Raw genomic sequence first — 1093 nt, 5'->3', positions numbered from 1 at the left:
GGCTCTGGCAAGATTTTCGTAGCCGGAGATCATCTCGCGAGTGCGGTCGACAGGCCCACACAGTGGGCAGCCTATGGCTGTGCTCCGCCCCTCAGCGGGGTCTCGTCGCGGCCTGAGCCCGTGACCCGTCTCAGGGTGTGAAGAGCGGCTCGTAGGTGTGGCCCTCCGGCGTGAAGATCAGAACGAATCCCTCTCCCGATTGGGTGGCGACCTCTCGCAAACGGGCCAAGGCATCTGCCTGGTTCGGAAGGCTGAGGCCAAGGGCTGCAGCTGCGCGGTCTCTCCGGGCCACGAGAACCGGCTGGTCCTCCAGATACTCGGCCTCGAGCTCGCGTCTCTCCTCGTCCGTGAAAGCCTGGCAGTCGCGCCACCACGGGACGACCAGTAGCAGCCGCACCAACTCGGGCAGGCCGATGGCAACCAGAGCCGCCCTTCCTTCGGAGTCGGCATAAAGGATGGGACGTTCCTCGCGGCCTTCACCGCAGAAGAAGTACGTACCGCCTGTACCGTCGCCGGCGAACCCCTCAAGCGCGGTGCCTGAGGCGAGGTGTACTTCCTCGACATGGTCGCCGCGGTCCAGGTCGAAGTCGCCCGGCCAAGCGAGAAAACGGGCAGCTTCTTCCTGCTCACGGACGGCAGCGATCAAAGACTCCATGGGCCGCAGCCTACGGCGTGCTGCTTGACAACCATCATCTCGGTGACGTGATCGGCCGGTCCGCATAGCGGCGGCGGAGGTGGGCGATCAGAACGACTCGGTGGCGGAGGAGCGGGACGCCGGCGCGGCCGGCCATCAGGCGTTTCTGCAGTTTGACGTCGGTGATGCGGCCTTCGTTGACGCCGGAGTTGTAGGGGGTGGTGATTCCCTGTGCGACGGCATGCCGGTCTTCGCGAAGGGCTCCGGCGAGGCCGGAGAGTGGGGCCAGGCCGCTGCCTGCAAGGCCGTCCAGCCAGTCCTGGAGGGGTGTCGCGTCGTGGTTGTCGAGCATGGTGGCGAACCGGCGGACCAGGTCGTGAGTCTGCCTGAGTTCAGGGCAGTGCTCCAGGAGCCGGGGCAGGCGGTCGTTGATGTGGAGGTTTCGTCGGTGCGGGTGGG

At 66.4% G+C, this 1093-nt stretch carries 1 protein-coding gene and 1 pseudogene; both read right to left on the bottom strand.

Annotation, left to right across the window (positions count from 1 at the left end):
• Positions 1-130 precede the first annotated feature (130 nt).
• Positions 131-655, bottom strand: a complete 525-nt coding sequence (locus ACFUJR_RS39370) for a hypothetical protein (protein ID WP_383451324.1) — start codon at positions 653-655, stop codon at positions 131-133.
• A gap of 34 nt (positions 656-689) precedes the next feature.
• Positions 690-1093, bottom strand: a pseudogene (locus ACFUJR_RS39365) (ISL3 family transposase); the annotation flags it as partial.

This window comes from Streptomyces sp. NPDC057271, assembly GCF_042668715.1.
Taxonomy (GTDB): domain Bacteria; phylum Actinomycetota; class Actinomycetes; order Streptomycetales; family Streptomycetaceae; genus Streptomyces.
The sequence above is the reverse complement of the archived record's forward strand: the minus strand, read 5'-3'. Positions and strand labels throughout refer to the sequence as shown.